The following is a 26,165-nucleotide window of genomic DNA, read 5'->3' on the forward strand; positions in this document are numbered from 1 at the left end:
GCCCCCCAACTATCCCCCCTCACCACCCCCCCCCCCCCCCCCCCCCCCCCCTCCTCCCCCCCCCCCCCCCCCCTTTCCCCCCCCCCCCCCCCCCCCCCCCCCCCCCCCCCCCCCCGGGCCCCGGGCGAGGGGGTGTGCGTACCGCTCGCCCGGGCGGGTAGGCGCCCGGCAGGAGCCGCTTCCAGCAGCGGGAGGACCCATGACCCGAAGCGTCCACGAGGTGATGACCTCGAACCCGGTGACCGTCGAGAAGCTGACCTCACTGGCAGAAGCCGCACGGGTGATGCGGGACGCCGGCATCGGGGACGTCCTCGTCGTCGACGAGGGCCGGCTCCACGGCATCGTGACCGACCGGGACCTCGTCATCCGGGGCATGGCAGAGAACCGGGACCCGGCCGAGACGACCGTGCACGCCATCTGCACCACCGAACCGCTCACCGTCCGGCCCGGCGACGACGTGCACCAGGCCGTCGCCCTCATGCGCCGCAACGCGCTGCGCCGGCTGCCCGTGCAGACCGAGGACGGGGAACTGGTGGGCGTCGTCACCCTGGGCGACCTCGCGGTCGAAAGCGACCCCGGCTCCGCCCTCGCCGCCATCGCGGCCGCCGAACCCGGCAGCTGAAGCCGTGTGCCGAACCCGTTGAATCCCTCCCGTGTTACTTCTCGGTAGGCAATGATGGCGGGCGACCACTCACACGGCGGGGGGCTGAACAGCGGTGACCACTTTCGACGACCGGACCAGGGTGCACGCGTTCCGGGACGACGCCTTGGGCGAGCACGACGCCGTCGGCCTCGCCGCGGCGATCCGGCGGGGCGAGGTCTCCGCCGCCGAGGCCGCCCGGGACGCGCGTGAGCGGGTCCGGGCGGTCGAGGACCGGCTCAACGCGGTCCAGGCGTACGCGGACACCCCCGCTCCCAAGGGCGCGGCGGCCGGCGCCTTCGCGGGCGTGCCGACCTTCGTCAAGGACAACACCGACTACCAGGGGCTGCCCACCGGCCACGGCAGCACCGCCTTCCGGCCCGGGCCGGCGCGGCGGCACGCGCCCTTCGCCCGGCAGCTGCTGAGCAGCGGCGTCACGGTGCTGGGCAAGACCCGCCTGCCCGAGTTCGGCTTCAGCCCGACCACCGAGTACGAGGACGCCGAACCGGTCCGCAACCCGTGGCACACGGGCCATTCCGCCGGCGGCTCCTCGGGCGGGGCGGCGGCACTCGTCGCCGCCGGAGCGGTGCCCCTCGCGCACGCCAACGACGGCGGCGGCTCGATCCGGATACCCGCCGCCTGCTGCGGACTCGTCGGCCTCAAGCCGACCCGCGGCCGGGTCGTGCCGAACGACCAGAGCCGCCGGCTCCCGCTCGACCTCGTCTGCGACGGCATCGTCAGCCGGTCCGTGCGCGACGCCGCCGCCTTCCTCTCCGCCGCCGAGACGTACTGGCGCAACCCCGCGCTGCCGCCCGTGGGCCTGGCCGAAGGCCCCTCGGGGCAGCGGCTGCGCATCGGCTTCCTGGCCGACTCGCCGAACGGCGTCCGGTCCGACGCCGCCACCCGGGAGGCGGTCACGCGGACGGCGGCCGTGCTCCAGGGGCTCGGGCACACCGTGGAGCCGGTGGAGATGGCCATCGACCCCGCCTTCACCGACGACTTCCTCACCTACTGGGGGTTGCTGTCCTTCCTCATCGGCGTCACGGGCCGCACCCTCGGCACGGACTTCGACCGGAACCGCATGGACGCCCTCAGCCGGGGGCTGCGCGAGACGTACCTGGAGAACTGGCGGCGCACCCCCGGCGTGCTGCGCAGGCTGAAGCGCACCAGGGAGGCGTACGCGGCCGCCTTCCGAGGTCTCGACCTCGTCCTCACCCCCGTGCTCGCCCACACCACGCCGCCGATCGGCCACCTCAGCCCGGCAGTCGCCTACCCGACGCTGATCGAGCGGATCCTCGCGTACGTGGCCTTCACACCGGTCGACAACGTCGTCGGCACCCCGTCGGTCTCGCTCCCCGCCGCGAGCACGACGCGGGACGGACTGCCCGTCGGCGTCATGTTCTCCGCCCGCCCCGGCGGCGAACGCAAGCTGCTGGAGATCGCCTTCCAGTTGGAGGCCGAGCAGCCGTTCCGGCGCATCCAGGACCGGTGACACCGCCGCCGGACCGGCTCCGGGCCGGGCCCGCGGCGGCTCCCGGCCGCCGATGTGCGGGGGTCCCGACCGGGCGGTAGCGTCGGTCGTGTGCGTTCCGTCCGCACCGCTGGGCACCGCCCAGCCGGGCAGCTCGGGGATGTCGGCCGAGGAGCGGGATCCGGTATGACGAAGCACACCCTCCACGCGGCGGCCGCCGCGGCCGCCCTCGCCTGCCTGTCGGCGTTCGGTCCGGCACAGGGGACCGTTGCCGCGGCACCGGCGCAGCCCGCCGGGACCGGCCAGGCGGCGCCACCGGCACGGTTCGTGCCCGGCCCCTGCCCCAAGACGCCCGAGCCGATCGAGGCGCTGAGCACGGCACGGTGCGGATACCTGGAAGTCCCCGAGAACCGGTCCCGGCCCGGCGGCCGGACCATCAGACTCGCCGTGGCGGTCATCAAGCCCGCCTCGGCGAAGCCCGCACCGGACCCGCTGGTGTTCATGGCGGGCGGCCCCGGCGCCGACACCTTCGACGACATCCCCTTCCTGATCGATTCCGGTCTGAACAAGGACCGCGAACTGATCGTCATGGCCCAGCGCGGCAACCTCTACGACCAGCCCGACCTCGCCTGCCCGGAGGTCGACCGGTCCACCGAGAAGACCGTCGCCTTCGGCTGGGACGCGGACGAGGCCAAGCAGCTCGTGCTGAAGGCGTTCAAGGAGTGCCGGGACCGCCTGACGGCCGACGGGACCGACCTGAGCGCCTACAACAGCACCGAGAACGCGGCGGACTTCGCCGATCTGCGCACCGCCCTCGGCATCCCGCAATGGAACGTCTACGGGTATTCCTACGGCAGCAACCTGGCCCTGACCTACCTGCGCCTGCACCCCCAGGGGATCCGCGCGGTGGGGCTCGACTCGCTCAGCCCCCCGCAGGTCACGATCCTGCCGTGGGGCTGGAGCAGCGCCAGGGAAGGGCTCGACGCCGTCTTCGACGCCTGCGCGGCCGAACCCGCCTGCAAGAGCCGCTACCCAGACCTCCACAAGACCCTGAACGAACAGGTGGGCAGGCTGGAGGCCGATCCCCTGACGCTGAACGCCCGTCCGCCGGGCGGCGGGAACCCGGTCGAGGTCGTCCTCGACGGAGGCACCCTGCTGAACATGATGGTCGGCTTCAACGTCAAGCCCGTCGACCTCCCGGCGGCGCTGGAGGAGCTCGGCCGCGGCAACCCGGAGCGCTTCGCACAGGGCCGCGCGAAGGACTCCGTCCAGCCCGTGGGCCAGACCGCGCACGGCCTGACGCAATCGGTGGCGTGCAGCGAGTGGGTACCGGGCACCTCGGAGCCCGGCGTGCTGGCCGCGGGGCGCGAGGCCTTCCCGGGCTGGCCGGAAACGGTCCTGGCACAGACACCGCAGCTGCCCTTCGAGTACGACGTGTGCAAGGTGTGGAACGTCGCGGACAACGCGGCCGAGCACCGGGTGGCCACCGTCAGCGCGGTGCCGGCGCTCGTCATCTCCGGGACGTTCGACATGAAGACCGGGGCGAGCTACGCGAAGGACGCCTCCCGCACCCTGTCCCGCTCCACCTCCGTGCTGATCCCCGGCATCGGGCACTGGGTGGTCCCGCAGTCGAAGTGCGCGCAGCAGGTGCTGGCCTCGTTCCTCGCACGTCCGGCCGCACCCGACACCGGCTGCGTCGCCGGCCTCACCCCGCAACCGTTCACGATCACCCCGAAGTGACCGGGAGGACAGATGGCTTCCCAGCACGCGCCCCGCCGCCGCACCGCACGCCGGGTCCGCGCCACCGCGGCCGGCGCCGCGACCGGGCTCCTCATCACCGGCCTGCTGGCCGCCCCCGCCCAGGCACGGGACGACACCGCGGGGCCGGCCGGAACGGCCGCCGGGAAGGCGGGCGACGCCCGCTACGAGCCGGGCCCCTGCCCGAAGACGCAGCAGCCCGTCCCCGAACTCGAAGGGGCCCGCTGCGGCACGCTCACCGTGCCCGAGAACCGCGCCGAGCCCGGCAGCCGCACCATCAAGCTCGGCGTCGCGATCGTGCCGGCCAAGTCCGCCCAGCCGAAACCCGACCCGATCGTCTGGCTCGCCGGCGGACCCGGCGACGACGCGGTCGGAGAGGCGAAGATGGCGGTCGACGGCGGCCTCAACCGCGACCGCGACGTGATCCTCATGTCCCAGCGGGGCACCTACTCCGCCGACCCGGCGCTCACCTGCCCCAACGTCGACGAGTTCAACGCGCGCGTGGTCGGCCTCGTCTACGACGCGGCGTCCACCGAGACCGCGCACGTCCAGGCCACGAAGGCGTGCCGCGAACGGCTGGCCGCCCTCGGCGCCGACCTGAGCGCGTACAACGACGTCGAGAGCGCCGCCGACCTCGCGGACCTGCGCACCGCGCTGGGCCTCAAGGAATGGAACGTCTTCGGCATCTCCTACGGGACCCACCTGGCGCTGGTGTACATGCGCCTGCACCCGGAGGGCATCCGGGCGGTCGGCATCGACGGCATCCTGCCGCCCTCCAGGGGAGGTTCGGCCACGGCCTGGAGCAGTGCCCGGCAGGGCTTCGACGGCCTGTTCAAGGCCTGCGCGGACCAGCCCGCCTGCAACAGCCGCTATCCGAACCTGCCGGCCACCTTCGAACGCCTCGTCCGCGAACTCGAAGCCAAACCGGTCACCACCACCGTCACGGTCCCCGGCCAGGCGAAGCCCGTGAAGGTCGTACTGGACGGCGGAGCCCTGGTGACCTGGATGACCTCCGCGACCCACACGGCGACCGCGGTGCCCCGCTCCCTCGACGAACTGGCGCACGGCAAACCGCAGCGGATCGCGCAGCAGTGGGCGGGATGGAGGCTCGCCCCCCAGGCCATCGGGAGCACCTCCCACGGACTCGTCTACGGAGTCTTCTGCAGCGAGTGGATCCCCTACGAGACCCAGGACCAGGCGCTCAAGGGAGGTCAGGAGGCCTTCCCGTCCTTCCCCCGCTCGGTACAGGCGCAGGCCCCCCAGCTCAACTCCCTGCGCCCCGACTGCGACGTCTGGAAGGTCCCCCCGGCGCCGAGCTCGATCCGTGACGCCACGAACAGCGACATCCCCACCCTCGCCATCTCCGGCGGCTTCGACGCCCAGACCGGCGCGGACAACGGCCCGTACGTGGCCCGGACCCTGAGCAAGGCCCACGTCGTGACGATCCCCTACGAGCCCCACGTGGTGTTCGCGACGTCGAAGTGCGCCCAGGAGATCACCGTCTCCTTCTTCGACGACCCGGCCGCACCGGACACGGACTGCCTGAAGGGCCTGAAGGCCCCGGAGTTCGAGACCGGGCCCTGACGGCCGGGCGCCCCGCCGCCCCGATCACCGGGATTCCATCGCCCCTCCCCGACGTCGGCCCGGGCAGGACATCCGGAACCATCCGGAGTGACGCGCGGCCCGGTCCGGGCCGACAAAATGGTTTGAGCCCCGGCGGCGCTGCCGACAGGATCGGAGGAGGACTGCCCGTGTGACCGGCCGCGCGCGCAGAAGTACCCGATGGAAGGCACCATGCCCGTACCCCCCGCATCTCCCGCCCACCCGCCCGCCCGCGTCACCGCCGTGCTGCGGGTCCTCGTGCTGTCCACGTTCGTCGTCTTCCTCAACGAGACGATCATGGTCAACGCGATCCCGAGGCTCATGCGCGAGTTCGAGGTCACCGCGGCAGCCGCCGGGTGGCTGTCCACTGCCTTCATGCTCACCATGGCCGTCGTCATCCCCGTGACGGGGTGGTTCCTCCAGCGCGTGACGACCCGGACGGCCTTCGGCCTGGCCATGGCGCTGTTCCTCGCAGGCACGGCCCTGGCCGCGGCCGCGCCCGCCTTTCCCGTACTGCTGGCCGCCCGCGTCATCCAGGCCAGTGGCACCGCCGTCATGATGCCGCTGCTCATGACCACGCTGATGACCCTCGTGCCCCCGCAGGACCGCGGCCGCGTCATGGGCAACATCACCCTCGTCATCTCCGTCGCACCCGCCCTCGGCCCCGCGGTCTCCGGCGTCCTGCTGCAGCTGGGGAGCTGGCGGCTGCTGTTCCTGGCCGTGCTGCCCATCGCGGGGGCCATGGCCGTCTTCGGCCGGCGCACCCTGGTCAACGTCGGCGAGCCGCAGGCCGGCCCGATCGACTGGGTTTCCGTCCCGCTGGCGGCAGCCGGCTTCGGCGCCCTGGTCTACGGCCTGAGCGAGCTCGGCGCGGGGAACGCGTCCCAGGCCCCCGTGTCCCCGGCGGCCACGACCGCGGTGGGCGCCGTGCTGGTGGCCCTGTTCGCCTGGCGGCAGCTGGCACTGCAACGCTCGTCCACACCGCTGCTCGACCTGCGCGCCCTGACCTTCCGCCACTTCTCCGTGGCGCTCGCCCTGATGTGCCTGTCCTTCATGGGCCTGATGGGCACGTTCATCCTCCTGCCGATCTACCTCCAGGAGGTGTGCGGCCTGACCTCGCTGCAGACCGGGCTGCTCCTCATCCCCGGCGGCCTGACCATGGGCCTGCTCGGACCGCAGGTCGGCAAGCTCTACGACCGGCTCGGCGCACCGCGCCTGGTCGTGCCCGGAGCCGTGCTCACGGCGCTCTGCCTGGCGCTGTTCGCCCTCACGGGCGAAGGGACCTCGCCGTGGCTGGTGCTCGCCCTCCACGTGGCCCTGAGCGCCGGCATGGCCTTCGTCTTCACCCCCGTCTTCACCTCGGGCCTGTCCGTACTGCCGCCGCACCTCTACCCCCACGGTTCCGCCATCCTGGGCTCGCTCCAGCAGGTCGCGGCCGCGGCCGGAACCGCCCTGGTCATCAGCGTCATGACGGGACACGCCGCCTCGGCGGCCGCCGAGGGCGCCGACGCCACCGGCGCCCTGGCCGAGGGCATCCGGTGGGGATTCGGCATCGGCGCCGTACTCGGCGGACTGACCGTGCTGGTCGCGCTGCTGGTCCGCACCCCTCCCGTGCCGGAGCCGCCCGCCGGTCCGCAGGCCCAGGACGAGGGCGGCACCACGACGGACAAGACCGCCGACAAGCCCGCCTGACGCCCTCGCCGGCCGGCCTCCACTGCGAACAGCCCGCCGCCGCCCTCCCCGGGCCGGCGGCGGCCCGGTGCCCGGCATGCGCGACGGAGCGGCCGTGGCCGGCGCCGGCTGACGCGCACACGCTCCGGGGCCGCTGCGTCAGGTGCGTTCGAAGCCGTGGGAGCGGCCGATGACGGTGAAGCCACGTCGTTCGTACCAGTGGCGTGGCCAGTCGCGGGCGTCGGCGGTCAGGAAACGCGTACCGCAGCCGGCGTCCGCCGCCCGGTGCAGCGCGGCGGTCAGGACCGCGTTGGCGTGACCGCGGCGCCGGTGCTCTTCGGCGGTCATCAGGTCCTCGATCCGGGCGATCCCGAGACCGGGTTCGAGGTAGAGGTCCGTCCAGGCGGCCACGTCGCCGTTCTGCGCCCGCGCGCCGAGAAGGCACACCCGCTCGGCGCCTCGACGGTGCGTCGCGTGCCGGTCGACCAGCATGCGGATCACCTCCTCACCGGCCTGCGGCATCGCGGTCCGCCAACTCGCCGCCAGCGGATCCCGGATCGCCTCCAGGGTCACCTCCTCGACCAAGGGCCCGCCTTCGGCGACGGGACCGGGGGCGGGGGCGGTGTGCAGCATCACCAGGTAGGTGGAATGCCGGTAGCCGGCCCGCAGCAGGGGCCCGGCGCATGCCTGGCCGAAGGCTTCGTCCAGGACGGAGACGATGCGGAACGGCCGCTCGCCCATCGCCTCGTCCACCAGGCCCGGCAGGGCCGCCGGTTCCACGACCGCGCGGTCGATCACGACCTGGTTGTGCGACCAGGAGTCCGCGAAACGATCGTCGAAGACCGCGAAGCCGCCCGGCAGTTCCTTCGTCCACTCGGCCTGCCGTCGTGCGGACCCCGACAGGAACGTGTTGACCCGCCGAAGCTCGTCACTCCACACGGCCGTCCTCCAGGGCTCCGCCGGGTGCCGACGAGGGCAGGTACCGCGGTGCGCGCCGGGCGTCCAGCCGCTGCTCGACCGCCGCCCCCAGCGACAGCAGCCCGGCGTCCTGCCGGTCTCCGGCCATAAGGAGCAGGCCGACCGGCAGCTCGCCGACGAAGCCGGCGGGTACGGACAGCGAGGGGTAGCCGGCGACGGCGGCCGGGGTGGAGGACGGGATCACGTCGTTGTCGCCCCGCGCGCAGTCGGTCGTCCAGGCGGGCGGGTTCGCCGGGGAGGCGATGGCGTCCAGGGCACGGGCGGCCATGGTCTCGTCGATCGACCGCCGGGACAGGTCCTTCAGCTCCGCGCGCATGGCCAGGTAGCGCGGGTCCGCGGTCGACGGGGCGGCGAGGGCCTGCTCGAACAGCTCCTGGCCGGCGAAGCAGGTCTGTTCGGCCGGGTGAGTGCGGTTGAACGCGATCAGCCCGGCGAGGTCGCGCGGCCCGTCGCGGGAGGCGAGGTAGGCGTCGATGTCCCGGTGGAACTCGCTCAGCAGGGCGGGGAACTCCAGTTCGGCGAGCCGGTCCTGGTACGGCGGGGTCACTTCGACGACCTGCGCGCCGGCGGCACGCAGCCGCTCCGCGGTCCGGGTCATCAGGGCGTCCACCCCCTCGCCGAGCGAGGGGAGCCGCCACAGGCCGATCCGCTTGCCGCGCAGACCGCCGGTACGCGTCTGCGCCTCCGTGAGGCCGAAGGCACCGTCGGCGCCCGCGGCGTCGTGGCCGCTGAGCACCGCGAAGGCGATCGCGGTGTCGATGACGCTGCGCGCCATGGGGCCGGCCGTGTCCTGCTCGGCGGAGATGGGGACGATGCCGGACTGGCTGACCAGTCCGAGGCCGGGCTTGTGGCCGACGACCCCGTTCATCCCGGCCGGGCACACGATGGAGCCGTCCGTCTCGGTGCCGATCGCCACCTGCGCCAGCGACGCGGCGATCGCGGCGGCCGAGCCGGCGGAGGACCCGCACGGATTGCGGTCCAGGACGTACGGGTTGTGCGTCTGCCCGCCCACCGCCGACCAGCCCGACGTCGGCTTCGCCGCGCGGAAGTTGGCCCACTCGGACATGTTGGCCTTGCCGAGGATCACCGCGCCCGCCGCACGCAGCCTGCCGACCAGCTCCGCGTCCGTGTCCGGCGGACTTCCGGCCAGCGCCAGCGAACCGGCCGTCGTCGGCATGTCGCGCGTGTTCACGTTGTCCTTCAGCAGGACGGGGATGCCGTCGAGCGGGCCGCGTACCCTTCCGAGGCGGTGCCGGACATCACTGTCGGCCGCCTGGCGCAGGGCCGTCGGGCTGGTGCGCAGCACCGAGTTGATCTTCGGGTCGACGGCCTTGATCCGCCGGAGGTACGCCAGGGTCAGCTCCGAAGAGGTCAGGGACCCGCGCTTCATGCGCGTCTGCAACTCGGGGATCGTCACCGCGTCCAGGTCGATCCCACGCAGGAGCACCGGCTCGGCGCGGGATGAGGAACCGTCCGCACCGGGTTCGGCGGCCGACGCACGCTGCCCCGCGCCGCCCGCCGCCAGAAGGGGCGCCACGGCCAGGGCCACGGTCAGTGCCGCGGCACTTCTCTTCTTCATGGGGGACAGCCCACTGCACGAGGAACTCCGGGCACAAGAGACTTCTGCGCCTCTTCACGCCGCCGGGTACTCCTCACCGCCCGTGCGGTGACCTCGGCGGGGACGGTCGCGTTGGACTGCACATGAAGAAGATCGTCCTCGCCCTCGGAGCGGTTCTCGCCACCGCCTTCCCGGCCGTCGCCGCCCCGCCCCCGGCCGCCGATGCCCACATCCGGCTCACCGTCACCCGTGCCACGGGCGGCGCGGACGGAAACGGCTCCGTCTGGCTCGACTGCCCCGCCCGACCGGGTACGGACCACCCGGACCGGGAATCGGCCTGCGCCGACCTGGCCGCCGCGGACGGCGACTTCGACCGGCTGCCGGGGCAGGAGACGGCCATCTGCTCGAACGACTCCTCGCTGGTCACCGTGACCGCGGACGGCACCTACGGGGGACGCGAGGTGCACTGGCGGCAGGTGTACGGGAACGACTGCCTGCTGACACTCGCGACCGGCAAGGTCTTCGACTTCTGATCCGCGGCCCCGGACACCCCCGGACACCCCGGACGGCCCTTCGCGCACCGAACTGCCGCGCCTGCTCTCGGAAGCCCGCCGCCCCCTCGGGGAGTGAGCGGCGCACCGCCCGCGGAACCGGTCGGGGTGCCCGTGGTCAGGATGCGATCGGGTGCCGCTCCAGGAACCGGGCCAGGGCCTCGGCGACCGGCCGGGACCGTTCGATGTGGAGCAGGTGACCGACGTCGTCGATGACGCACTCCTCGATGCCGGGCACGGTCGCGCGGAGGAACTCGGCGACCTCGACCCACAGCTGCAGGGTGCCGCTTCCCAGCAGGGACAGCACCGGCTGGCGGATCGCCGCGGCGTTCTCCGGGCCGAAACGCCACTCGGCCAGGGCGGGGAGCTCGATCCCGAAGAACGTGTCGGCGTCCTTGACCGCCTGCTCGAAGCTGCCCGGCATACGGTCCTCCAGCAGGGCCCGGCAGCGTTCCCCGTCCATGCCGCTGACCAGGGACAGGAACAGCTCGATGGCGCGTTCGGCGTCTCCGTCGGCGTACGCCCCGAACGCCGGCGCCGCCTGAGCGAAGAACGCCTCGCCCGCGGGCACGGACAGCAGGGAGAGCTCCAGCAGGGCGACCGTCGCGATGCGGTCGGGGTGGTCCTGGGCCATCTGCGCGGCGACGGCCGCGCCGCTCGAGTGTCCGGCCACGTGGGTGCGGTCGATGCCGAGGTGGTCGAGCAGCGCGATGGCATCGGCGGCGTGGTCGGCGATGGCGACCGGCCCGGGGGTGTGGGTGCTGCCGCCCCAGCCGCGCTTGTGGTAGCGGACGAGCCGGTAGCGCTCGGTGAGTGCCGGTTCGGCGAGGAGCGGGGCGAACCCGTCGGCGAGGACCGGGCTGATGAGCAGGACCGGCTCCCCGGTTCCGCGGATCTCGTGTTCCAGCCGGATGCCGTTCACTGTGGCGGTGTCCATGACGTCCTCCGATGCGGTTGTGTCTCACCATGGAGGCGTAAGCAGGACGCTTACCGCCGTAAGCGACGAACCCGGGTCGAGGGAATGCCCGTGACCCACGCCGCTGGGGACGGAACCGGCCTGGAGCGGGCGCGGAACGCCGCGGCCCGCGGAGCGTGGTCGGACGCCTACGCAGGGTTCCTGTCGGCCAGGGAAGCGGGCGGCCTCGACCCGGACGGGCTCGCCGAGCTCGCCGACGTCGCGTATGCCGCCGGCCACCTCGACGTCACGATCGAGACCTGGGAGCAGCTCCACGGCGAACTGTCCCGGCTCGGCGAGGACAACGCCGCGGCCGGAGCCGCCGTACGGGTCGCCATGCACCTGCTGTTCGACACCGCGCTCATGGCACCCGTACGGGGGTGGCTGCGCCGCGCGGACCACCTGCTGGCCCCCCTGCCACCGCTGACCGGCGCGCACGCGTGGTTCGCGGCGGTGCGCACCTTCGAGCGCCTCCTCAGCGGCGACCTGGAAGCGGCGCGGGGCTGGGCCGAGCGGGCGATCGAGACCGGCTCGCACACCGATCCGGCGGCGGCGGCGATCGGGCGGGTGGCGCAGGCGAGACTGGTGATCCTCGACGGTGACGTCGCACGGGGCCTGGAACTCCTCGACGACGCCGGCACGGCGGCGATGGCGGGCGACCTCGATGCGCTGTCGACCGGAGTCGTCTACTGCGAGCTGGTGTGCGCCCTCCAGGGCCTGGCCCAGTACGACCTGGCCGAACAGTGGACCGAGGCGATGGAACGGTGGGCGCGCACGAACGCGATCGGCAGCCTGCACGGCCGGTGCCGGGTGCACCGGGCCGAGATCCTGCGTCTGCGGGGCCAGTGCGCGCGCGCCGAGCAGCAGGTGTTGCTCGCGTGCGAGGAGCTGCGCCCCTATGTGCGGCGCGAGCTGGGCTGGCCGCTGGCGGAGCTGGGCCGGATCCGGCTGCGGCGTGGCAACCGGACCGGCGCGGAGGAGGCGCTGCTCGCCGCCCATCGCCTCGGGTGGGATCCCGAACCGGGGCTCTCGCTCGTCCGGCTCGCCGACGGCGACGTCGACACGGCGGCCGCCGCGATCCGGGAGGCACTGGCGCGGCCGCTGCCGGTGCCGTCGAAGGAGCTGCCCCCCACCTCCGAACTGCGGCGGGCACCGTTGCTGGACGCACAGGTCAGGATCGCCATCGCCGCCGCCGACCTGGAGACGGCGCGGGTCGCGGCCCGCGAGCTCGAGGAGGTGGCCGTCGCCTTCGAAAGCAACGCGCTCGCCGCATCGGCACTGCGAGCCCGGGGGGAGGTCCTGCTCGCCGAGGGCGACGCGTCCGGCGCGTCCGCGTCCTTCACCGGTGCCGTCCGGGCCTGGAACGAGGTCGGCGCCCCGTACGAGACGGCCGAGTGCCGGCTCCGGCTCGCGGACGCCCAGCGGGCCCTGGGCAACCTCCAGGCGGAGGCCTTGGAGCGGGAGGCGGCACGCACCGAGCTCGACCGGATCACCCGCGCTCCCGCGGCCGAGGAGCCGCGGACGGACACGGCCGAGCCGGCCTCCTTCGTCCGGGAGGGCGACTACTGGAGGGTCGTCTTCGACGGTCGGAGCGTGACCGCGCGCGACAGCAAGGGCATGCACCACCTCGCCCGCCTGCTCGCCGCGCCGGGCCGGGAGTTCCACGTCCTCGACCTCGCCGCCGCCGACACCGCCGACCCTGACGCCGCGGCCAGGCTCGCCCGCGCAGGTGACGCCGGTCCCCTCCTGGACGCCCGCGCCAAGCAGATGTACCGCCGGCGGCTCGCGGAGATCGAGGACGACATGGAGGAGGCCCGCGCCGACAACGACATCGCCAGGCAGGAACAGGCCGAACTCGAACGCGGATTCCTGATCGGCGAACTCACCCGGGCCGTCGGGCTCGGCGGGCGCGACCGGCACGCCGGCGCAGCCTCCGAACGGGCCCGGGCCGCCGTCACCCAGGCCGTACGCAAGGCCATCGGCCGTCTCCACGACCTGCTGCCGGCCCTCGGTGACCACCTCGACCGGACGATCCGCACGGGGACCTACTGCGTCTACGTCCCCGATCCGCGCGTTCCTCCCTCGTGGTCCACGTGACGGGTGCGGAGGCCGGGCACCGGTCCCACGACTGCTCCTGTCGATGTGCGGCGACGGCGTCTGCGGCCACGCAGCTTGCAGCAACACGGTGTTCACAACGACGCCGACCCGGGGTAACAACCGCTCCCTAGCGTGACCGACCGTGGGATGACGGCCGTAACAGGGCTGCCGGAAGCCACTCATGACGGCCCTTCGTCCCCCCGTTCTGCCAACGGTGCCACACGGGGCTCCACATCGCATCGCAGCACCTGCACCCAGCCCCATCGGGAGGCGTGGCATGAGCACCACCGAGTCACCACGGATCACGACGGACCCCGCGAAGACCGCTGCCGACCAGGCGGTCAAGGAAACGCTGGAGGACTACACCCTCCGTTTCGCGCCCCGCAGTTACCGCCGCTGGACCCCCCTGGTCGTGGCCACCACGGCCCTCGGCGGCATCGCGTACATGGCCGACTTCTCCATCGGCGCCGGCATCGGCCTGGCCCACGGCACCGGCAACGCGCTCGTGGCCATCGCCGTCGCCGCGGTCGTCATCTTCATCACCGGCTTCCCGCTGGCCTACTACGGCGCGCGCTACAACATCGACCTCGACCTGATCACCCGCGGCTCCGGCTTCGGCTACGTCGGCTCCGTCATCACCAGCGTCATCTTCGCCAGCTTCACCTTCATCTTCTTCGCCCTCGAAGGCGCGATCATGGCCCAGGGGCTCAGACTCGGCCTCGGACTGCCGCTGTGGCTGGGCTACGCCGTCTCCACGCTCATGGTCATCCCGCTGGTCGTCTACGGCATGAAGGCACTCAGCACGCTCCAGGTGTGGACCACCCCGATCTGGCTGCTGCTCATGGTCGGTCCGCTGGTCTACCTGATCGCCAATGACCCCGGCACCGTGGACCGCTTCCTGGCCTACCCCGGCACGGACGGAGACGGCGCCGTCAGCACCGCCTCCGTCATGCTCGGAGCGGGTGTGTGCCTGTCGTTGATCGCGCAGATCGGCGAGCAGATCGACTACCTGCGCTTCATGCCGCCCAAGACCGAGGCGAACAAGCGCAGCTGGTGGACCGCCGTGGTCATGGCAGGGCCCGGGTGGGTGGTGCTCGGTGCACTCAAGCAGGCCATCGGTGTCTTCCTCGCCGTCCACATCATCGCCGAGGTCGGACCGGCGGCCGCGCCCGAGCCCATCCAGCAGTTCCGCGGCGCCTTCGACGCGATGTTGCCCTCCTGGACGGTCGTCCCGCTGGCCGTGGTCCTGGTGGTCATCAGCCAGATCAAGATCAACGTGACGAACGCGTACTCCGGCTCGCTTGCCTGGACGAACTCCTTCACCCGGATCACCAGGCACTACCCCGGCCGCATGGTCTTCGTCCTGGTCAACCTGGCCTTCGCGCTCGCCCTGATGGAGGCCGACATGTTCAGCTTCCTGGGGAGCGTCCTGGGCTTCTACTCGAACTGCGCGATCGCCTGGGTGGTCACCGTGGCCACCGACATCGGCATCAACAAGTACGTGCTGAAGCTGTCCCCGCTCCAGCCGGAGTTCCGCCGGGGGATGCTCCACGCGGTCAATCCGGTCGGCGTCGTGGCCTTCCTCGCCGCCTCCGGCCTGTCGATCGCCATGTACTTCCACCTCCTCGGCGACACCCTCCAGCCGTACTCGCCCGTGGCCGCAGCCGTCATCGCCTTCGTCGTCACCCCGCTGATGGCCGTGGTAACAAAGGGCCGCTACTACCTGCGCCGCGCCGACGACGGCATCGCCGAGCCCCTGCTGGACGCCGACGGGAACCCGAGCTCGATCACCCTCGACTGCCACGTCTGCCACCAGCCCTACGAGCGCCCCGACGTCACCGCCTGTGTCACCCACGACGCGGTCGTCTGCTCGCTGTGCCTGAGCACCGACAAGACCGGCGACCACGTCCTGCCCGCCGCCGTGTAGGACAGCCCCGGTCGGGACGGCCCGGCGGGCCGGCCGAGGGAGCTGTCGCCGTGTACCGCCCGGACGGACACCCACCAGCCGGATCCTCGGCCTCACCCCCTGGTGAGCCCGCGAGGTCACCAGGAGCGGCGAGGCGACGCCACCCACCGGGTTGACGGCTCCCCTCCTCATGGTCACCGGAGACCATGGCCAGGGGCGCAGCACGGCGGAAGGCGGGTGGCGGAAACGACTGCGCCTGTGCCGTGTGCGGCTCAGGCCGTTCTGAGGAGGTCGTCGGCGGCGTTCTTGGACAGTTCGACCCTCACCAGGGCGGCTGCCAGCCGTGGCAACGCCTCGGTGTCCACCAGACGGGCGAGGCCGTCAGGCGAGGTCGGGAGGCCGAGCTTGGCGGCGGCCTCGCGGGCGCGGTCGTCGAACGCCGGGAGCAGCTCTGGCCATACGGTTTGGGCCTCGCGGCAGAAGATGTCCGCTCCCACCGGCCCGATCCGCGGGATCTCCCGCAGCAGTTCGCGGATCCGGTCGGGGTCCCCGTCGGCCGCATCGCGGAGCCGGCGCAGGTCGCCGCGGTACCGGTCGAGGACGAGTTCCGCTCCGGCGCCCAGCGCGGTGGCCGTGCTCTCGTCGTAGCGGCGGTAGTGGGCGCGGCCGAGCGCGTCCACCCGATCCTGCCAGGAGGCGTCCGCCATCGCCCGGGGTGTCCGCATCCCGGCTCCGAACAGCTCGCGGGCGGCGGCTACCGCGATGTCGGCCTTGATGCGTACGGAGAAGAGCACGCAGAGGGTGAGCAGTTGGTAGAGGGGCGCGGGTGTGTTCCGCAGCTTGATGCCGGCTTCCTCGGCATGGGTCCGCCCGTACGCGTCCATCAGCCTTCCTACGGTCGTGTGTGGTCGCTGTGTCATGGCGTCGGGTTCGTTTCGTCACGGGTCAGTGCGGCGAGCAGGCCGTGGGAGCCCGTGGACATGAGCAGGGACGGCAGTTCCAGCTCGTCCAGGAGCCGGCGGAGCCCGAGCGCGGCGTCCCGCACCGGAGTGAAGTCTTCTCCGGCCGGATCGAGGTCGAACACCAGCCGGTCGGGATGGCCGGGCCGGTCGGCCCTGGACAGGAAGCGGTGTGCGTCGGCCGCGACCTGGTCGAGGGTCCGGCCGGTACGGACCGGCCTCGCCCGCCGGGGGTCAGGTGTGCCGGTGGCGGCGGCCCGCTCGTCGGCTTGCTTGACCAGCAGCCAGGCCTCCTTCCCGCTGTCTCCGTCGTCACGGATCCGGGTGAGCGAGTAGCCGCCGTGCAGCTTGCGGCCATCGAGCCGGAACGAGGCATGCCCACGCTCCAGCGCCTCGGTGAGCGGGATCTCGCGGCCGTCGTGGTCGGAGGTGGCGTTGCGGTACGTTCCCTGGTCCCAGACGATCACCGTGCCGCCGCCGTACTCGCCTTCCGGAATCGTGCCCTCGAAGTCGCGGTACCTCAGCGGATGGTCTTCGGTCGGTGTGGCGAAGCGCTTGTCGTGGGGATCGTTGGAAGGCCCCTTGGGCACCGCGAAGGATTTCAGTACGCCGTCGGCTTCCAGCCGGAAGTCGAAGTGCATGCTGCGGGCGTCGTGGATCTGCACCACGTACGAGGGCTGCTCGTCGGATGGTTCTTCCTGTCTTCCCTCGGGCCCGGCAGTCCTGGAGAAGTCACGTCGCCGGTGGCAATGAGCCAGTGATCTCTTGGCTGTCATCGCAGCCTCCTCACACCGTGGGGCAAAGGGCCCTACCCACGCGCCTACCCGGCATCGCGGCCGTCATCCACAGCGGCCCTCCGTCGTACACCCGCAGAGGGCGAAGGGTGCTTTTCGCCGATCAGCTCACCGTGCCGTGCCGAACGAGCCGGGTGTGGGCTGCTCGGCGGATCCGGAAGAGGATCCTGCGGACCATGACCGAGCAGACGAGGGCATGCCCGGCACCGGCCACGAGGGGCATAGCCGACGTCACCGTGGGATCACAGACGCGGCCGCCGTCACCGGCGTCGCCCTTCAGGTCCCCTCCCGCGGAGGCGAAAGCGCACTGATCCCGCGGTCACGGCCCTCGACCGGTACTGCCCGCGCGCGCGGGGCGGCGTTTCCGCGCCCTCGGGATGGGCGGGCGGGCAGGCACGGATCAGCCGAGGACGCCCGTTCTGGATGCGCCGGCCGCCTTCCACGATTCCGCTCAGACGCCGTTCAATCCGCCGGGACACACACAGGGACGCGGGGCCGACCCCCGGGTGCGTGCCGTGCTGGGCGACGCCGTGTTCCGTTCGGACGTCCTGGCCACCAGCGGCCCACAAGTCGGTGGTCTCGGGCCTGGTCCTGTCCGGCATCCGCCCCATCTGGGTCGATCCGCAGTGGGACGCCGAACGCCACCTGGCCCACGCGCCCTCTGCCGAGGCGTTCGAGGAGACAGGCCGGCCCGGAATCGGCCGGGCGGACAATGCCGGGAACCCCTGCTGTGGCGGAGCCCGCCCTACCTCGTAGCGGCGGTCTCGTTGTCCAGCAGGTCCAGCAGCAGTGCCCGGTGCAGGGCGGCGACCGGTTCGAGCAGGTCGGGATGGCGCAGCAGGGGCGCGGCGTCCTGTTCGTGGTCGCCGGGGCGGGTGAGCCGGGCCACATCACCGGCCTGGCCACGGTCGACGTGACGGTGGGCGTCGAGGGCGAGGGCGGGGGCGGCCAGGAGGCAGGCGGCCCAGCTGACGACGGTTTCGTCCACCCATGTCCGCCAGTCGGCGTCGGCGTCGGAGCCGTGATCGGCGCCGGTCAGCCAGTCCAGCCGGGCGCTTCCGCCCGGGCCGAGGAGATGCAGGAGCTCTGCGTCGAGCGGCGTCGGGTACCGCAGGGCCGCGGCCAGGGTGACGGCCTGGCGGGCCTGGGCCTCGGCCAGGGCCTGGCTGAACGCTCCCGGGGAGGGCGGGAAGGCGGTCAGCAGCCAGCGGGAGCCGGCGGCTATGACAGGTGCGAGATCGGCGGACACGGCGGCTTCCTCGGGGGAGTGCTCGCCTGGGCCCGGCCGGGTCCGCGAGCTGCGGCGCGAAGCTGCGCCGCTCCGCTCGTGGCCGACCAGCGTAGCCGCAAGCGACGGGCGTGCGGCATGACGCACGTCACCGTCCGTCCGGGGCGGCGGGCCCGGACGCGTACCTGCGGCCCGCCGCCCCGGACCGCCGGTCAGGACTTGCCGCGGCCGGTCACGAAGTCGCGCGCCCGGTCCACCAGACCGGCGCCCGGTGCGAGGAGCTTGCTGGCCGTGGGGCTGCTGGGTACGGCAGGGTGCGGGCGGGTGGGCGCCATGGCCTTGGCGCGGCGGATCTTGTCGCCGAGATCGTCCAGCTGCTGCGGGGTGCAGGCTCTCCTCAGCTTCGGGAAGAGGTTGCTCTCCTCGTCCTGGATGTGGGCGGCGACCTCCTCCATGAGCTGCTGCAGGAGCGGGCTCATGTGTGCGTCGTCGGTGCTCGTCTTCTCCAGCCGCTTGAGCATCTTCTCGACGCGGCCGTGGTCCTCGATCTCCTTGTCCGCCATCGGGCCGCCGCCCTCGACGTGCTCGCGTACGGCCGGGTAGAGGTACTGCTCCTCGGCGACCGAGTGCCGCACCAGCTCGATGGTGATCTCGTCGATGAGATCGCGAAGATCCTGCCCGGTGCCGGTCATGGCCTGGAGCCGGGCGAACATCCCCTCCACCTCGCGGTGGTCGGCCATCAGCTCGTCGATCACGTTCCCGCCGTGTCCCATGTCGCCTCCATACGTGTTCGGGTCGGGCCCGTACGGCCCGATCCGATCGGTTCCCCGCCGGACGTGCGGGCGCCCGCACGCCCGGGGTGTCTCACCCGCTCGGGGGAGGCAGCCACCTGCGGAAGGTGGACGGTTCACCGCACGCTGCTCCTGCTGGTCAGCAGTCGGCCGAGCGGCCAGGTCGTGATCAGCCGGTCCGCTCCCAGGCCGATCCGGGCCGCACGTGCGTATCCGGTGCTCTGCCAGTGCAGCTGTTCGGGGGCGTGGGCGTCGGTGTCCACGGCGAAGAGGCAGCCCGCGGCGGCGGCCTGCGCGAGCAGGTCGTCCGGGGGGTCGCGCCGTTCGGGCCGGCAGTTGATCTCCACCGCGGTACCGGCCTCCGCGCACGCGGCGAACACGGCCCCGGCGTCGAAGCGGGACTGCGGGCGCCCCCGCCCGGTGATGATCCGTCCCGTGCAGTGCCCCAGGACGTCGACGTGCGGGTTGCGCACCGCGGCCAGCAGGCGGGCGGTCATCGGTTCGGGCTCCGAGCGGAGCTTGGAGTGCACGGACGCCACGACGATGTCCAGCCGTCCGAGGAGGTCTTCGTCCTGGTCGAGCGACCCGTCATCGAGGATGTCGCACTCGATTCCGGTGAGCAGCCGGAAGGCCGGGCCCATCCTGGAATTCAGGTCGGCCACGGCCTCCAGCTGGCTCCTGAGCCGGTCCGGGCTCAGCCCGTGGGCGATCGTCAGCCGCGGCGAGTGATCGGTCAGAACGGCCCATTGGCGTCCCAGGGCGCGGGCCGCGTCGGCCATGTCCTCGATCGGGCTGCCGCCGTCCGACCAGTCGGAGTGCAGGTGACAGTCCCCGGTGCTCGAGGCCGCCAGGTCCCAGCCGGATCCGGCGGACGGGTCGGTTTCGGCCTGCAGGCGGGCGAGGTAGTGCGGTACCGCCCCGGTCGATGCCTGGGCGATCACCTCGGCGGTGACCGGCCCCACCCCGCGCAGATGTGTGGCCTGGGCGGCCTCCACCGGGCCCGGTGGCAGGTCGCGGACGGCGTCGGCCGCAGTGTGGAAGGCCCGCACGCGGTACGGGGACGCCCCGCGCCACTCGAGGAGGAAGGCGATCCGGCGCAGGGCTTCGGCCGGGGTCACGGCAGCGGGGTTCCGCCGGTGGCGTTGACGATCTCGCCCGTGATGTAGGAGGCCCCGTCGCAGGCGAGGAAGACGTACGCGGGTGCCATCTCGGCCGGCTGCGCCGGCCGGCCCAGCGGTGACTGCTCGCCGAACTTCGTCGGGTCGGGCATGGTCGCCGGGATCAGGGGCGTCCAGACCGGCCCGGGGGCGACGGCGTTCACCCGGATTCCCCGCTCGGCGAGCATCTGGGCCAGATTGTGGGTGAAGGAGATGACCGCGGACTTGGTCATGGCGTAGTCGAGGAGGTGCGGGCTGGGCTGGTAGCCCTGCACCGAGGCGGTGTTGATCACCGAGGCGCCGCGCGGCATGTGGGCCAGAGCGGCCTTGGTGAGCCAGAACATCCCGTACAGGTTGGTCTTCATCACCCGGTCGAACTGCTCGGTGGTGATCGCCTCGATCCCGTCCGGCTGGGCCATCTGATAGGCGGCGTTGTTGACGAGCAGGTCGATGCCGCCCAGCTCGCCCACTGCCTTGTCGACGAGAGCGGTGCACTCGCCCTCGTGCCGGATGTCGCAGGCCACGGCCACCGCCGTGCGGCCGGCCTCGCGGATCAGGCGGGCGCTCTCATCGGCGTCTTCTGCTTCCTCGGACAGATGGGTGAAGACGACGTCGGCGCCTTCCCGGGCGAAGGCCAGGCAGACGGCCCGGCCGATTCCGGAGTCCCCTCCGGTGACGAGGGCCTTGCGGCCGTGCAGCAGGCCGTGGCCCTGGTAGGTGGCCTCGCCGTGGTCGGGGCGGGGATCCATCGCCTCCGTCGAGCCGGGATGGCTCTGGTCCTGCTCGGGGAACGGGGGGCGGGCGTGGAGCGACACCGGATCGGTGAGGCGGGGCTGGTCGTGGGAGGGCATCGCGGTCTCCTTCCGGCATGGTCAGTGCGGGGTGTCAGGCAGAGGGCGGGTAGGGGGCGGCCTTGAGGCGGCGCGCGAGGTGCGCGGTGTTCGCGGCCAGGGTCCTGGTGGTGGCGGCGGTCTTCTCGGGCGTCTTGTCGAGGTCCTGGTAGTCGGTGCCCTGCATGGCTTCGCCGACCCAGTAGGTGACGGCGTTCGGGGCGAGGGAGAAGCCGACGTCGTTCAGGCCCTGGAAGAGTTCGGCACTGACGTGGTGGGCGCCGTCCTCGTTGCCGACCACACACACCGCGGCGGCCTTGCCGTAGGTGAGCATGCGGCCCTCGTCGTCGCTCTCGCCGAGTTCGGCGTCGAGCCGTTCCAGGACGCGCTGCGCAATGCTGGAAGGGTGGCCGAGCCAGATCGGCGTCGACAGGATCAGGATGTCGCAGCCCAGGACCGTGTCGCGGATCTCCGGCCAGGCGTCACCATCCCCCATGTCGACCTCGACACCCGGCTTGACGTCGTGGTCGGCGATGCGGACCACCTTTCCGGTGACGCCGTGATCGGCCAGCGCGGCCATGGCCTGTTCGGCCAGCAACTGCGAGCTGGACGGCTTGGGCGAGGGCGAGAGCGTGCAGACCAGCGCGACGGCGCGCAGCGGCGTGGTTCCGGTAGTGGTGTCCATGTGGTCCGGCTACCCGGATCGTCACCGCGTATCCCGCTCTCTGTCCGGCGAGACCGGTCGGGCCGGGGCCGGAACTGGACGCATGGCTTCCGCCGGGCGACCACGGGCCACACCCGGGGGTTGCGACCGCCGCCCCGACGGCAGGAGGCCGTCGTCCGCGGGGACCAGCGGGAGATGCGGGAACGTCCCGGGTGCGCAGACGATGGCCTTGTACGCACCGTCGATAGAGGGATTCGTCGTGCCCAGAGGATCCAGCTCCAAGCGCGAGCGCCAGTACGAGCACATCAAGGAATCCGGCGAGAAGCGCGCATCGAGGGCCGCTCGACCATGACCAAGCAACAACTGAAGAACGCCCTGGGCCACTGACTCCGGCCGCCGCGCACTCCCATCGAGGCCGGCGGAGCTCCCGGCGTCCGGTCCGGGCTCGCTCCGCGCAGTGGGCGGCGGCCCGCGGCCCCGTCCCGCGTGGCGCTGTTCTGCGCCGCCGTCTCCGTGCAGCCTCAGCCGACCAGGGCGACGAGCTTCCGGTACTCCAACTGGTCCGTTCGTTCAGCGGTCAGGTGGACGCGGGCATCGGCAAGGCAGTCCTTGAGGGAGGCGTAGGCCGCCCCGTAGCCTTCCGTCCGACCGCCGCTGCCGGCAGCAGTCGGCAGCCAAAGGATCAACAGCTGTTCGTGTCGGCGTGCGCCCTCCCGGGAGGCGAAGGACAGCTCGTGGACGACCAGACGCGGCTCCCCGTCGGGCAGGGCCTGGAGCAGCTCCTCGTGGGTCAAGTTGGCCTCGACCTCCACCACCAGGGCGCCCGCAAGATCCGCACGGCGCAGTACCACCGTGTTGATCTCCCGGGTCTCCTTCATGTGCCGGAGGGCCTCGATGGCCCCTGCGGAGAGGGACACACGACTGCTCACTGGAATCTCGCCTCGTTTCGTGGCCGCTACCCAGGCTTCAACGGTGCGGGCCCCGCCGGGGTTGCGGTGGGCGGGCTCGCACGACGTGTCCGGTGGGTGACTGACAGGCGATGCGGAAGGGCGGCCACGAGGCGCCGGTCCGGCGGGGGTTTCGCCCCGGCCTCCAGGTGAGTGACCGTCTCCCTTCCGGCGGCGTGTGCGGGGCCGGGGCGAGGAGCACTGTGCGAGGGTGCTCGGGCCTCCGCCAGCACTCGCCAGCCAGGAGCCATCCGGTGCTCGAACGCAAACAGCTCAAGGGCCGCACGCAGGTCACCTTCGTTCTCCCCGCCGACAGCCCGGACGGTCCGGTCAGCGTCGTGGGGGACTTCAACCAGTGGAACCCCGCCGCGCACCCGCTTCAGGTCCGGGGTGACGGCATGCGCACGGCCACGGTGGTCCTGCCCACGCACAGGGGCCACTCCTTCCGCTACCTGGCGGCCGGCGACTACTGGTTCGACGACGACCAGGCCGACGGCCATGACGGCATCAACAGCCGCGTCAACACCTGACGAGGAGTGCCCGCATGGATGCGATCGTGCTGCTGCGCGAAGACCACAAGACCGTCGAGAAGCTGTTCAAGCGCTTCGAGAAGACCTCCGACGACGACACGGCCGAACGCAGCCTGATCGCCGATGAGGTGATCGAGGAGCTCACCGTCCACGCCTGGACCGAGGAGAAGTTCTTCTACCCGTCCGCACGCGAGGCCGCACCGGACACGACGGACCACATCCTGGAGAGCATCGAGGAGCACCACGCGGTGGTGTGGATGGTGTCGGAGATCAAGGGCATGGACCCGGGCGACGAGCCGTTCAAGGCCAAGATGAGCGTGCTGATGGAACAAGTCCGCCACCACGTCGAGGAAGAGGAGCAGGACTGGTCCCCGGAGGTCCGCAAGTCGATGGGCCGCAACAGGCTCACGGAGCCGGGCGGTGAGCTGGAGGCCGGGAAGAAGCAGGCACCACGCGATCCGCTGGCCGTTCCCAGCGCCGACTCGAAGTGACCCGATCACGGCACCGTACGGCCGGCCGCCCCTGGGGCGGTCTGGTCCTGGCGGCTGCGGCGGTGCTCGCGGCGGCCGGGTGCGGGGCCCCTGGGGCACGACAGGACGCCGCAGCCTCGGCAGGAGCCGCCTTCGAAGCCGCCCTCGCGGCCGGCGACCACGTCCGGGCCTGCGGACTGCTGGCTCCGCAGACCCGCAAGCAACTGGAGCAGGACGAGCAGAAGGCCTGTCCCGCCGCGTTCGCGTCGCAGGAGCTGCCCAGGACGCGCGGTATCCAAGGGGTTGAGGCGTACGGGCGTCAGGCGATGGTGCGTATGGCGGGCGACACCCTGTTCCTGTCGCTGTTCACCGGCGGCTGGAAGGTCGTGGCCGCCGGCTGCGCACCGCGGCCCGACCAGCCCTTCGACTGCCTGATCAAGGGGGCGTGAGGCGTGCGGATCCTGTTCGTCGCCACCCTGGTGGTCATCCTGGGCGGGCTCGGCTACTTCATCACCATCGGGGTGCTCCAGCGATGACCGGCAGCCGCGAACCGCGCAGAGGGTTCTGGCGGGAGAACAGCCTGACCCTCGCCTTCGGCATCGCCTTCCTGCTGGTGCTCGTCGGCCAGGCCATCGCCGGGCACGCCGAGTTCAACGAACAGATGACGGTCGACGGCCTCCAGCCGCTCAGCTTCGGCGAATACCTGACGTCATCCGACTTCGCCGTGGACGTCACCGAGAACTGGCAATCGGAGTTCCTGCAGTTCTTCCTCTACATCTTCGGCACCGTCTACCTCGTCCAGCGCGGCTCCCCGGAGTCCAAGAAGGTCCACAAAGCCGGTAACGAAAGCGAGCAGGAGCAGCGCATGGGTGACCACGCACGCCCTGACTCGCCCCGCTGGGCGGGCACCAAGGACTGGCGCCAGACCCTCTACGCACGCTCCCTGGGCACCGTCATGGGCACGCTGTTCGTGCTCTCCTGGCTGGCCCAGTCGATCACCGGCACCGCCGCCTACAACGACCAGCAGCTCCGCCGGCTCGAGGAGCCTGTCAGCTGGGCCGGCTACGTGGCCACCCCCGACTTCTGGAACCGGACCCTGCAGAACTGGCAGTCCGAACTCCTCGCCGTCGCCGCCATGGTCGTCCTGTCCATCTACCTCCGCCAGCGCGGCTCCCCCGAATCCAAACCGGTCGGTGCCGCCCACACCGCCACTGGCATCGAAGGCTGACCAGCCCCGGCCGGTGCAGTCTCCAAAGATCCGGCTTCCAAGCCTCTGCCGCCTGCGGGGAGGCCGCCAGGGACCTGATCACGGCCGTCGGCTTCTTCGCGTGTCTGGCGGATCCAGTCGGCGGTGAGCCGGCGGAAGGCGGCGTGGGCCTGCGGCTGGCCTGCATGTTCGGATCGTCGTCTTCGCCGACACCGTGGCGGACGGTCCCCCGTACGGGCGGCTCGACGGGCGCCCGGCGCCGGACGGCCGGAGGATCAGTGCGGGGACACGCGATGGGAGCCGACCAAGGATGCCGAACACCGCCGGTCGCCCGAAGCGGGCGCGCATCGTCCTGTCAGGCGTGCTGGCCCTCGCCGGGGTCGTCGTGACCGGGTGCGGCGGCGAGGCCCGCGACGCCGGGCGGGCGCCCGGAGCAGGGCCTCGCCCCCAGGCGGCGAGCTCCGGCAGGGTCACCGTCGTCTACGAGGCCCAAACGGTCAAACCGGAGGACCGGCAGGCCGTGGCGCTGATCCGGAAGTCCCGTGTGCTGGAGCGGTCGGCCGAATGGGTGAACAGAGCTCTGACCCTCCCGCACGACATGGTCGTGAAGGTCACCGCCGACGTGCCGCCCGGCGTCACCGACGCCGTCACCCAGCCCGACGGCAGGACGATCTTCATCCCGCCGTCGTTCCTGACGGCCATCGAGAAGGCCCTCGCCGACGTCGTGAAGACCGTCGAACGGCCCGCCCCGTTCCCCGCGTCCGAGTACAACACCGACGATCTGACCGTGCTGTCGACCGAGTTCGTCTTCGGCCACGAGATGGGCCACGCCCTGCAACGCCAGCTCCTCCTGGCCAACCTCGGCCTCGAAGAGGACGCGGCTGACGGCTTCGCGTCCTTCTACACCGTCAACGAGGTCGGGCCGGGCCCGTCGCTGGCCGCCGCGGTCCTCTTCGACGAGCTCGCCCGCAAGGAAGGCCAGCCGACCCTGGAAGGCCTGGCGAGCGACCATCCCGTCACCCAGCAACGGGCCTTCAACTTCCTCTGCTACCTGGAGGGAAGCGACCCGAAGAAGTACCAGAAGTCCCTGGTCGACAGCGGCTATCTCCCCAAAACCCGCGCCCCTCTCTGCCCACAGGCGTGGGCGATGCTGGACTACGGCTGGTGGACCCAGCTCCAACCCCACTTCAGCGTGGCGTTCAGGGCCCAGGGCGATGAGGAGCAGAAGAAGGCGCGTGCGCGGCTGATCGCGGAGACGGAGGCCCTGGCGCGGCGCATCGACGAGATCCGCAGCAGTCAATGAGCCCGTGCGCGTTCTGGTCTCAGGGGTCGGCACGGAGGCCTTCGCGGTAGCCGCCGAGGCGGGCATCGAGGACTCCGTGCGTTCGAGGAACTGCGTAA

23 protein-coding genes and 4 pseudogenes are annotated in these 26,165 nt (G+C 72.1%); 15 read left to right on the forward strand and 12 right to left on the reverse strand.

Features of this window, described 5'->3' with window-relative positions; genetic code table 11:
* Window positions 1-199 precede the first annotated feature (199 nt).
* The 5 genes from ACZ7IF_RS04010 to ACZ7IF_RS04030 all read left to right on the forward strand — a co-directional run bounded on the left by ACZ7IF_RS04010 (window position 200) and on the right by ACZ7IF_RS04030 (window position 7,163).
* Window positions 200-622 carry a CBS domain-containing protein gene (locus tag ACZ7IF_RS04010; protein ID WP_470962615.1) on the forward strand — a complete coding sequence of 141 codons (423 nt, stop codon included), beginning with the start codon at window positions 200-202 and terminating at the stop codon, window positions 620-622.
* Between the two features lie 94 nt (window positions 623-716).
* Window positions 717-2,132: an amidase gene (locus ACZ7IF_RS04015; protein ID WP_470962618.1), complete on the forward strand. Its 1,416-nt coding sequence runs from the start codon at window positions 717-719 to the stop codon at window positions 2,130-2,132.
* Between the two features lie 165 nt (window positions 2,133-2,297).
* A complete protein-coding gene (locus ACZ7IF_RS04020; RefSeq protein WP_470962621.1) occupies window positions 2,298-3,851 on the forward strand; it encodes an alpha/beta fold hydrolase in 1,554 nt (517 codons plus the stop codon).
* A 12-nt stretch (window positions 3,852-3,863) separates the two neighbouring features.
* A complete protein-coding gene (locus tag ACZ7IF_RS04025) occupies window positions 3,864-5,453 on the forward strand; it encodes an alpha/beta fold hydrolase (protein ID WP_470962624.1) in 1,590 nt (529 codons plus the stop codon).
* A 210-nt stretch (window positions 5,454-5,663) separates the two neighbouring features.
* Window positions 5,664-7,163 carry a DHA2 family efflux MFS transporter permease subunit gene (locus tag ACZ7IF_RS04030; RefSeq protein WP_470962627.1) on the forward strand — a complete coding sequence of 500 codons (1,500 nt, stop codon included), beginning with the start codon at window positions 5,664-5,666 and terminating at the stop codon, window positions 7,161-7,163.
* Between the two features lie 138 nt (window positions 7,164-7,301).
* Here ACZ7IF_RS04030 and ACZ7IF_RS04035 read toward each other — a convergent pair whose 3' ends face one another.
* Window positions 7,302-8,081, reverse strand: a complete 780-nt coding sequence (locus tag ACZ7IF_RS04035; RefSeq protein WP_470962630.1) for a GNAT family N-acetyltransferase — start codon at window positions 8,079-8,081, stop codon at window positions 7,302-7,304.
* Entirely contained in the window at window positions 8,071-9,699 is a 1,629-nt protein-coding gene (locus ACZ7IF_RS04040) for an amidase (RefSeq protein WP_470962633.1), read from the reverse strand. The genes ACZ7IF_RS04035 and ACZ7IF_RS04040 overlap by 11 nt, the downstream gene beginning before the upstream one ends.
* Before the next feature lie 122 nt (window positions 9,700-9,821).
* Here ACZ7IF_RS04040 and ACZ7IF_RS04045 point away from each other — a divergent pair, with 122 nt between their 5' ends.
* The gene (locus tag ACZ7IF_RS04045) at window positions 9,822-10,211 is read left to right on the forward strand and encodes an SSI family serine proteinase inhibitor (protein ID WP_470962636.1); all 390 of its coding nucleotides are present in this window, start codon (window positions 9,822-9,824) and stop codon (window positions 10,209-10,211) included.
* Window positions 10,212-10,347: 136 nt separating this feature from the next.
* Here the strand turns inward: ACZ7IF_RS04045 and ACZ7IF_RS04050 are convergent, their stop codons facing one another.
* Complete coding sequence (locus ACZ7IF_RS04050; RefSeq protein WP_470962639.1) at window positions 10,348-11,166, reverse strand: alpha/beta fold hydrolase; 819 nt, start codon at window positions 11,164-11,166, stop codon at window positions 10,348-10,350.
* Between the two features lie 90 nt (window positions 11,167-11,256).
* On the opposite strand from ACZ7IF_RS04050, the gene ACZ7IF_RS04055 reads away from it, so the two are divergent.
* Together ACZ7IF_RS04055 and ACZ7IF_RS04060 are read left to right on the forward strand one after the other, a co-directional pair.
* Window positions 11,257-13,281: a transcriptional regulator gene (locus ACZ7IF_RS04055; protein ID WP_470962642.1), complete on the forward strand. Its 2,025-nt coding sequence runs from the start codon at window positions 11,257-11,259 to the stop codon at window positions 13,279-13,281.
* A 277-nt stretch (window positions 13,282-13,558) separates the two neighbouring features.
* Window positions 13,559-15,208, forward strand: coding sequence for a purine-cytosine permease family protein (locus ACZ7IF_RS04060; RefSeq protein WP_470962645.1), 1,650 nt, complete (start codon window positions 13,559-13,561; stop codon window positions 15,206-15,208).
* Between the two features lie 251 nt (window positions 15,209-15,459).
* Here ACZ7IF_RS04060 and ACZ7IF_RS04065 read toward each other — a convergent pair whose 3' ends face one another.
* From ACZ7IF_RS04065 to ACZ7IF_RS04075, 3 genes and pseudogenes are all read right to left on the reverse strand, one after another.
* Window positions 15,460-16,071 carry an endonuclease gene (locus ACZ7IF_RS04065; RefSeq protein WP_470962648.1) on the reverse strand — a complete coding sequence of 204 codons (612 nt, stop codon included), beginning with the start codon at window positions 16,069-16,071 and terminating at the stop codon, window positions 15,460-15,462.
* A 74-nt stretch (window positions 16,072-16,145) separates the two neighbouring features.
* Window positions 16,146-16,337, reverse strand: a pseudogene (ligD, locus tag ACZ7IF_RS04070) (non-homologous end-joining DNA ligase LigD); the annotation flags it as partial.
* An 81-nt stretch (window positions 16,338-16,418) separates the two neighbouring features.
* Window positions 16,419-16,922: pseudogene (locus ACZ7IF_RS04075) on the reverse strand (DNA polymerase ligase N-terminal domain-containing protein); the annotation flags it as partial.
* 395 nt (window positions 16,923-17,317) lie between these two features.
* Here ACZ7IF_RS04075 and ACZ7IF_RS04080 point away from each other — a divergent pair.
* Window positions 17,318-17,621, forward strand: a pseudogene (locus tag ACZ7IF_RS04080) (ornithine decarboxylase); the annotation flags it as partial.
* A 64-nt stretch (window positions 17,622-17,685) separates the two neighbouring features.
* On the opposite strand, the gene ACZ7IF_RS04085 reads toward ACZ7IF_RS04080, so the two are convergent.
* The 5 genes from ACZ7IF_RS04085 to ACZ7IF_RS04105 all read right to left on the reverse strand — a co-directional run bounded on the left by ACZ7IF_RS04085 (window position 17,686) and on the right by ACZ7IF_RS04105 (window position 21,631).
* The gene (locus tag ACZ7IF_RS04085; protein ID WP_470962652.1) at window positions 17,686-18,189 is read right to left on the reverse strand and encodes a hypothetical protein; all 504 of its coding nucleotides are present in this window, start codon (window positions 18,187-18,189) and stop codon (window positions 17,686-17,688) included.
* A gap of 191 nt (window positions 18,190-18,380) precedes the next feature.
* Window positions 18,381-18,941 carry a hemerythrin domain-containing protein gene (locus ACZ7IF_RS04090; RefSeq protein WP_470962655.1) on the reverse strand — a complete coding sequence of 187 codons (561 nt, stop codon included), beginning with the start codon at window positions 18,939-18,941 and terminating at the stop codon, window positions 18,381-18,383.
* Window positions 18,942-19,075: 134 nt separating this feature from the next.
* On the reverse strand, window positions 19,076-20,077 hold the full coding sequence (locus tag ACZ7IF_RS04095) for a PHP domain-containing protein (RefSeq protein ID WP_470962658.1): 1,002 nt from the start codon (window positions 20,075-20,077) through the stop codon (window positions 19,076-19,078).
* Entirely contained in the window at window positions 20,074-20,967 is an 894-nt protein-coding gene (locus ACZ7IF_RS04100) for an SDR family oxidoreductase (RefSeq protein WP_470962661.1), read from the reverse strand. Before ACZ7IF_RS04100 ends, ACZ7IF_RS04095 begins: the two co-directional genes overlap by 4 nt.
* Window positions 20,968-21,001: 34 nt before the next feature.
* Window positions 21,002-21,631: a flavodoxin family protein gene (locus ACZ7IF_RS04105; protein ID WP_470962663.1), complete on the reverse strand. Its 630-nt coding sequence runs from the start codon at window positions 21,629-21,631 to the stop codon at window positions 21,002-21,004.
* Between the two features lie 238 nt (window positions 21,632-21,869).
* Between ACZ7IF_RS04105 and ACZ7IF_RS04110 the strand changes: the two are divergent.
* Window positions 21,870-21,956 (forward strand): annotated as a pseudogene (locus ACZ7IF_RS04110) (plasmid stabilization protein); the annotation flags it as partial.
* A 175-nt stretch (window positions 21,957-22,131) separates the two neighbouring features.
* On the opposite strand, the gene ACZ7IF_RS04115 reads toward ACZ7IF_RS04110, so the two are convergent.
* On the reverse strand, window positions 22,132-22,539 hold the full coding sequence (locus ACZ7IF_RS04115; RefSeq protein ID WP_470962666.1) for a cofilin family protein: 408 nt from the start codon (window positions 22,537-22,539) through the stop codon (window positions 22,132-22,134).
* A gap of 272 nt (window positions 22,540-22,811) precedes the next feature.
* Here ACZ7IF_RS04115 and ACZ7IF_RS04120 point away from each other — a divergent pair, with 272 nt between their 5' ends.
* From ACZ7IF_RS04120 to ACZ7IF_RS04140, 5 genes are all read left to right on the forward strand, one after another.
* A complete protein-coding gene (locus ACZ7IF_RS04120) occupies window positions 22,812-23,087 on the forward strand; it encodes an isoamylase early set domain-containing protein (protein ID WP_470962668.1) in 276 nt (91 codons plus the stop codon).
* 14 nt (window positions 23,088-23,101) lie between these two features.
* On the forward strand, window positions 23,102-23,578 hold the full coding sequence (locus ACZ7IF_RS04125) for a hemerythrin domain-containing protein (RefSeq protein WP_470962672.1): 477 nt from the start codon (window positions 23,102-23,104) through the stop codon (window positions 23,576-23,578).
* Window positions 23,575-24,006, forward strand: coding sequence for a hypothetical protein (locus ACZ7IF_RS04130; RefSeq protein ID WP_470962675.1), 432 nt, complete (start codon window positions 23,575-23,577; stop codon window positions 24,004-24,006). The genes ACZ7IF_RS04125 and ACZ7IF_RS04130 overlap by 4 nt, the downstream gene beginning before the upstream one ends.
* 83 nt (window positions 24,007-24,089) lie before the next feature.
* Window positions 24,090-24,785, forward strand: coding sequence for a DUF6766 family protein (locus ACZ7IF_RS04135; RefSeq protein WP_470962678.1), 696 nt, complete (start codon window positions 24,090-24,092; stop codon window positions 24,783-24,785).
* Window positions 24,786-25,074: 289 nt separating this feature from the next.
* Window positions 25,075-26,067 carry a DUF4344 domain-containing metallopeptidase gene (locus ACZ7IF_RS04140; RefSeq protein ID WP_470962681.1) on the forward strand — a complete coding sequence of 331 codons (993 nt, stop codon included), beginning with the start codon at window positions 25,075-25,077 and terminating at the stop codon, window positions 26,065-26,067.
* The last annotated feature ends 98 nt before the right edge of the window (window positions 26,068-26,165 follow it).

The organism is Streptomyces sp. NPDC037421 (assembly GCF_055602105.1).